5 protein-coding genes and 1 riboswitch are annotated in these 5857 nt (G+C 68.9%); all 5 genes read right to left on the reverse strand.

Going from position 1 to position 5857, the window contains the following annotated elements; translation table 11 throughout:
• Positions 1-110: 110 nt before the first annotated feature.
• Positions 111-587: a septum formation initiator family protein gene (locus JHN63_RS47150; RefSeq protein ID WP_200691296.1), complete on the reverse strand. Its 477-nt coding sequence runs from the start codon at positions 585-587 to the stop codon at positions 111-113.
• A 147-nt stretch (positions 588-734) separates the two neighbouring features.
• Positions 735-2021 (reverse strand): phosphopyruvate hydratase, encoded by a 1287-nt coding sequence (eno, locus tag JHN63_RS47155; RefSeq protein WP_200691297.1) that lies wholly within the window; start codon positions 2019-2021, stop codon positions 735-737.
• A 307-nt stretch (positions 2022-2328) separates the two neighbouring features.
• Complete coding sequence (locus JHN63_RS47160; RefSeq protein WP_200691298.1) at positions 2329-3021, reverse strand: transglycosylase family protein; 693 nt, start codon at positions 3019-3021, stop codon at positions 2329-2331.
• 9 nt (positions 3022-3030) lie between these two features.
• Positions 3031-3204: riboswitch (cyclic di-AMP (ydaO/yuaA leader) on the reverse strand.
• 193 nt (positions 3205-3397) lie between these two features.
• Positions 3398-4372 carry a transglycosylase family protein gene (locus JHN63_RS47165; RefSeq protein WP_200691299.1) on the reverse strand — a complete coding sequence of 325 codons (975 nt, stop codon included), beginning with the start codon at positions 4370-4372 and terminating at the stop codon, positions 3398-3400.
• Between the two features lie 223 nt (positions 4373-4595).
• Positions 4596-5857: cytochrome P450 (locus tag JHN63_RS47170; protein ID WP_200691300.1), on the reverse strand; the 1262-nt coding region annotated here is incomplete at its 5' end.

Genomic DNA, 5857 nt, shown 5'->3' on the forward strand with positions numbered 1-5857 from the left:
TGTCCGCACGGGCAACGGTGCGCGGGGTGGGCGGCGGGGGCGTCTGCATGACTGTCTTCAGGTTGTCTTTCTCTGGGTCAGTTCTCGCTGGTGGTTCTCGCCGGTGGTGCTCAGCGGTCGGAGGCGTCGGACTTGTCGACGCCGTCCCACACGTTCGCGTACCAGGGGCGGTCGGCGGCGCCCAGTTCGGCGCGTGACTGCTTCGCCGCGTCCGGGTCGATCACGATGTAGCCCGTCTCCCCGGGCATCACATAGTGCAGCCGCTGCCGGATCTGCTGTTCCGCGTACGCGTCGTCCTGCCAGCGTGCCTTGAGGTCGCGGAGCTGCTCGACGCGCTGCCGGGCCTGGTCCTGCTGCCGCTCCAGGTCGGAGATCTCGGCGCGCTGGGAGACGTACTGCCTTATCGGGTACGCCAGCGCCACGATCAGCGAGCACAGCACCAGGGCGAGGAGGGCCGCCCGGCCGGTGAGCCGGGAGCGGCGCGCCTGCCGCTTGGTCTGGGAGCGGTAGACACGGGCCGCCGTCTGCTCGCCGAGCAGCTTGAGCCTGGTCGCGGTGGAGAACCGGTCCCGGTCCTTCACGGCCATGTCCCGCCTCCCCTTCACACGTGCGTACGTCCCCGCACACGGTACGGGACCGGGTGCGGGGACGTACGTACGACTGGCTAAGGCTTAGCCCTGTACGGCTCAGCCCTTGCTGTGCCCATGGTCCGCAGAGCGGACGAGCGGGAAGGCTCAGCCCTTGAAGCGCGGGAAGGCGCTGCGGCCCGCGTACTCCGCCGCGTCGTCCAGGATCTCCTCGATGCGGAGCAGCTGGTTGTACTTGGCGACGCGGTCCGAGCGGGCCGGGGCGCCGGTCTTGATCTGGCCGCAGTTCACCGCGACCGCGAGGTCGGCGATGGTGACGTCCTCGGTCTCGCCGGAGCGGTGGGACATCATGCACTTGAAGCCGTTGCGCTGGGCCATCTCGACGGCGTCCAGGGTCTCGGTCAGCGAGCCGATCTGGTTCACCTTGACGAGCAGGGCGTTGGCGGTGCCCTCCTCGATGCCGCGGGCGAGGCGCTCGGGGTTGGTGACGAAGAGGTCGTCGCCGACGATCTGGACCTTGTCGCCGATGCGGTCGGTGATGACCTTCCAGCCGGCCCAGTCGTCCTCGTACAGCGGGTCCTCGATGGAGACGAGCGGGTAGGCCGCCACGAGCTCCTCGTAGTACTCGGTCATCTCGGCGGCCGAGCGGGACTTGCCCTCGAACTCGTACTTGCCGTCCTTGTAGAACTCGGACGCGGCGACGTCGAGCGCGAGCCCGATCTGCTCGCCGGGGATGTAACCGGCCTGCTTGATGGCCTCGATGATGAGGTCGAGCGCGGCGCGGTTGGACTCCAGGTTCGGGGCGAAGCCGCCCTCGTCGCCGAGGCCGGTGGACAGGCCCTTGGTCTTCAGCACCTTCTTGAGGGTGTGGTAGACCTCGGCGCCCCAGCGCAGCGCCTCGGAGAAGGACTCCGCGCCGATCGGGGCGATCATGAACTCCTGGATGTCCACGTTCGAGTCGGCGTGCGAGCCGCCGTTCAGGATGTTCATCATCGGAACGGGCAGCAGGTGCGCGTTCGGGCCGCCCAGGTAGCGGAAGAGGGGGAGGTCGCTGGCCTCGGACGCGGCGTGCGCGACGGCGAGGGAGACGCCGAGGATGGCGTTGGCGCCGAGCGAGCCCTTGTTGTCGGTGGCGTCCAGGTCGAACATCGCCTGGTCGATCAGGCGCTGCTCGGTGGCGTCGTAGCCGACGAGCTCCGGGCCGATCTGCTCGATGACGGCGAGGACGGCCTTCTCGACGCCCTTGCCGCCGTAGCGGTTGGGGTCGCCGTCACGCAGTTCGACAGCTTCGAAGGCACCCGTGGAGGCGCCGGAGGGAACGGCGGCACGACCCGTGCTGCCGTCGTCGAGGCCGACCTCGACCTCGACCGTGGGGTTGCCTCGGGAGTCCAGGATTTCCCGGGCTACGACGACGTCGATGGACGGCACGAGCATCTCCTTCTTGGGGTCTGACGCGGCTGCGGCAACACCGCAGCGGCTCTGCGAGACGAGCCTAACCGGCTCGGGGCGATTGGCCATCCGGTCGGCCGCCTGATGGACAGAACCGAGAGTAAATTGTTTCCGAACGGAACAAAGAGTCCCGTCAAAGAACACGGGGACACAAAAAGCCCCGCCCCGGTGCGTACGGGGGAACACGCACCGGAGCGGGGAGCCCGTGGGGGACGGGGGTGACCCTCACGAGGTCTCCATGGTGGAGTCCACGGATGTGAGGGCGCTGTGGTTCAGCTGAGAGGCCTGTATGTCACTTCAGGTGGAGCTGCTGGCCCGGGAAGATGACGTCGGCGTCGTCGATGATGTCCTTGTTCAGCTTGAACAGCTGCTGCCAGCCGCCCTTCACCTTGTGCTTCTCGGCGATGGAGCTGAGGGTGTCGCCCTTGACGACCTTGTACTCGCCGTCGCCCTTCTTGACCTTCTTGCCGGTCGGGGTGGTGACGGTCTTCTTGGCGGCCGGGCGCTCGGCGGAGCGGGAGGCGGTCGTGTCGGTCGAGCGGGTGCTCGTGCTGCCGCTGCTCGACGAGCCGCTGTTGTTCGAGGAGCTGGAGGAGCTGCCGCCGGAGTAGGCGGCGCCCGACAGGCCGGTGCCACAGGTGGGCCAGGCGCCCTTGCCCTGGGCCGCGAGGACCTTCTCGGCCACGGCTATCTGCTGGGACTTGGAGGCCTGGTTCGCGGTGGAGGCGTAGGCGGTGCCGCCGTACGCGGCCCACGTCGAGGCGGAGAACTGCAGACCGCCGTAGTAGCCGTTACCGGTGTTGATGGACCAGTTGCCGCCGGACTCGCAGCTGGCGACCGTGTCCCACTCGGACGCGGTGGCGGCGGAGGCACTGCCGGTCGCCATGAGCGGAGCGGCGATGGCGACACCGGTCACGCCGGCGAGCGTGGCGACACGGGTGGCCTTGGACGGACGGCGGTGCTTGCCCTTGCTGGAAAACAGCATGGAAGATCCCAATCCCCTCACCGACGCCTACGAGGTGAGCTGTCGGGTTCGGGCCGTGTGAGTTGCCCGGCCGCACACCTCTCGGTGCGCGACTTCACCCCAAGCCGGTTCCGGTCGTCTCTCGACTCCCGGGCCCGGCACTTACCTTGGGTCCCCCGCTCCTGCCTACGGCGCTTGACGCGACGACTGTTCCCGGAGGCCGCTGGCAGGACTCGGCGTGTGCGGCAGCCGGGGCTCGTGGTGACGAGCGGCCTTGACCGTAGACACGGATTCGGCGGAATTTCAAAGACGATCAGGGCTTCTGAGACTCATCCCACACTTTGATCAAACCGGACATTCAACGCGAAGCATGACGTGAACTCCCGCTGTTCTCTTGCTACTTTTCGTCCGCTTCCGTACCGACGTCCAAGGTCTGACCGGCGGCGATCTGGGTCGGATCGGCGCCTATCACCTTTTTGTTCTCGGCGTAGAGCGCGCGCCATCCGCCGTCGAAGCCAAGGGAGTTCGCGATCGACGCGAGGGAGTCGCCGGCGCGGACGGTGTACGTCTGCGGCGTCACGCTCTCCTCGGCGCTCGCCCCGCGGTGCTTGCCGCCGCTCGTCCCGCTCGTGCCGCTCGTGGAATCGTCGAGCGCGCCGGTGTCGACGAGGCTCGACTTGCCCACCGCCTGGGCCGAGTTGTCCGATTCGTCGAGCTTCGGGGAGGCGGCGACCGAGCCGTTGCCGGTCGAAGGAGTGGTGGACTTGTCGGACTTGGCGGGGTTGTCCGTCGCGGTGGGCGAGGGACTGCTCGACGAGTCGTCGCCGGAGTCGCCGGACGCGTCGGACGAACTCGAGTCCGTGGTGCCGGAGTCGGACAACCCGGAGGAAACGGATGAGTCGGACGAACCCGAGTCGGAGCCGGAGTCGGAGGGGTCCGTCGCGCCGGCCGACGGCGAGTCGCTCGCGAGGCCGGTGTCGACGTTGGTCGAACCCGAGTCCGTGGTGAGACCGGCGATCAGCGCGCAGGTGGTCCAGGCGGAGGTGCCCTTGTCGTCGAGGACCTTCTCGGCGACGGCTATCTGCTGGGAGCGACTGGCCAGGTCGGCGCTCGGGGCGTAGTCGGAGCCGCCGTACTTGTCCCACTCGTCCTGGGACATCTGGAGCCCGCCGTAGTAGCCGTTGCCGCTGTTCTCGCTCCAGGAGCCGCCGCTCTCGCACTCGGCGACCTTGTCCCAGGTGGTGCCGTCGGCCGCGTTCGCGGCGGCGGCGCCGAGGAGTGGAATGGCGATGGCGGAGCCGGTCACCCCGGCCGCGACGAGGAGAGCCGGAGCCTGACGGGGGCGACGGTGACGACCGTTCCCGGAGAGCATGCGGAGGCCTTTCGCGTGACGGCGGGGGGAGCGCGCGGCGGGTGGTGCGGGGCGCCGCGCTGGTACGTGAACGTAGCCGCAGTCGATCACTTGTCACAAGTTAGTGCCACGCAGATCACGTGAAGATCACAGAGTTGAAGAACTGTCATGTTTGGGTTTACGGGGCGAGATGACCCGTTTGGGGCCGGGTTCATGGGGTTGGAGTGCCAACTCGGTTCCGGCGCTACGGGGTTGAAGAGGCCGCCCGGGGGGTGAACTCCACAGGGAGGGTGCGCAGTCCGCGCATGATGAGGCCGCCGCGCCAGCGCAAGTCGGCCGGGTCCGCGGCGAGTTGGAGGTCGGGGAGGCGGGTGAGGAGGGTGGCGAGCGCGGTCTGGCCCTCCAGGCGGGCGAGTGGGGCGCCGAGGCAGTAGTGGATGCCGTGGCCGTAGCCGAGGTGTTGATTGTCACGCCGTCCGAGATCGAGGACGTCGGGGTCGGCGAACCGCTCCGGATCGCGGTCGGCGGCGGCCAGCACGACGAGCACGGGGTCGCCGGCCGCGATGTCCTGCCCGCCGAGGGTGAGCGGGCGGGTCGCGAAGCGCCAGGTCGCGAGCTCCACCGGGCCGTCGTAGCGCAGGAGTTCCTCCACGCCGGTCTCCAGGAGGCCGTGCTCCCCCGCGGCCAGGGACTTCTCCAGGCGGGCGCGCTGCTCGGGGTGGGTGAGGAGGGCGTAGGTGCCGTTGCCGATGAGGTTGACGGTCGTCTCGAAGCCGGCGAAGAGCAGGATGAAGGCCATCGCCGCGGCCTCGTTCTCGGTGAGGTGCTCGCCGTGGTCGGAGGCGCGGATGAGGCCGGAGATGAGGTCCTCGCCGGGGAGCGGGTCCGGGCTGTCGGGGAGGGCCTCGCGCTTGCGGTGGATGAGTTCGGCGAGATAGCCGCGCATCTTCTTGACCGACCGGGCGACTCCGCCGCGCGGCCCTCCCCCGTGACGGATCATCATGCCCGCCCAGTCCCGGAAGTCGTCCTGGTCCTCGCGGGGGACGCCGAGCAGATCGCAGATGGCGTGGATGGGGAGCGGGAAGGCGAAGTCGTGGATGAGGTCGGCGGAGCCTTCGGCCGCGAACCGGTCGATCAGATCGTTCGTCAACTCCTGCACCCGGGGCGCGAATTCGGCCACGCGCCGGGGGGTGAAGGCCTTGCTGACCAGTCGGCGCAGGCGGGTGTGGTCCGGCGGGTCGATGTTGAGCAGATGCGTCATCAACTCGGCCTTGCGCTCACCCGGGATACCGGTCTTGCCCTTGGCGTGCGCCGGTTCGTCGTGATGCGCGGGGTTCTTGGAGAGCCGCGGGTCGGCGAGCGCCTGCTTGGCATCGGCGTACCGGGTGACCAGCCAGGCCTCCACGCCGCTGGGGAGACGCGTTCTGTGCACGGGGGCGTGCTCGCGGAGCCAGGCATAGGCGGGGTAGGGGTTGGTGGCGAACTCCCAGGTGAAGAGTTCGGGGG

Source organism: Streptomyces sp. MBT65 (assembly GCF_016612545.1).
In the GTDB taxonomy this organism is placed as follows: Bacteria; Actinomycetota; Actinomycetes; order Streptomycetales; family Streptomycetaceae; genus Streptomyces.

Bases quoted from the DNA above. Each gene is read 5' to 3' on its own strand.
- JHN63_RS47150 (WP_200691296.1), bottom strand. From the start codon at position 587: ATGGCCGTGAAGGACCGGGACCGGTTCTCCACCGCGACCAGGCTCAAG.
- eno (WP_200691297.1), bottom strand. From the start codon at position 2,021: ATGCTCGTGCCGTCCATCGACGTCGTCGTAGCCCGGGAAATCCTGGAC.
- JHN63_RS47160 (WP_200691298.1), bottom strand. From the start codon at position 3,021: ATGCTGTTTTCCAGCAAGGGCAAGCACCGCCGTCCGTCCAAGGCCACC.
- JHN63_RS47165 (WP_200691299.1), bottom strand. From the start codon at position 4,372: ATGCTCTCCGGGAACGGTCGTCACCGTCGCCCCCGTCAGGCTCCGGCT.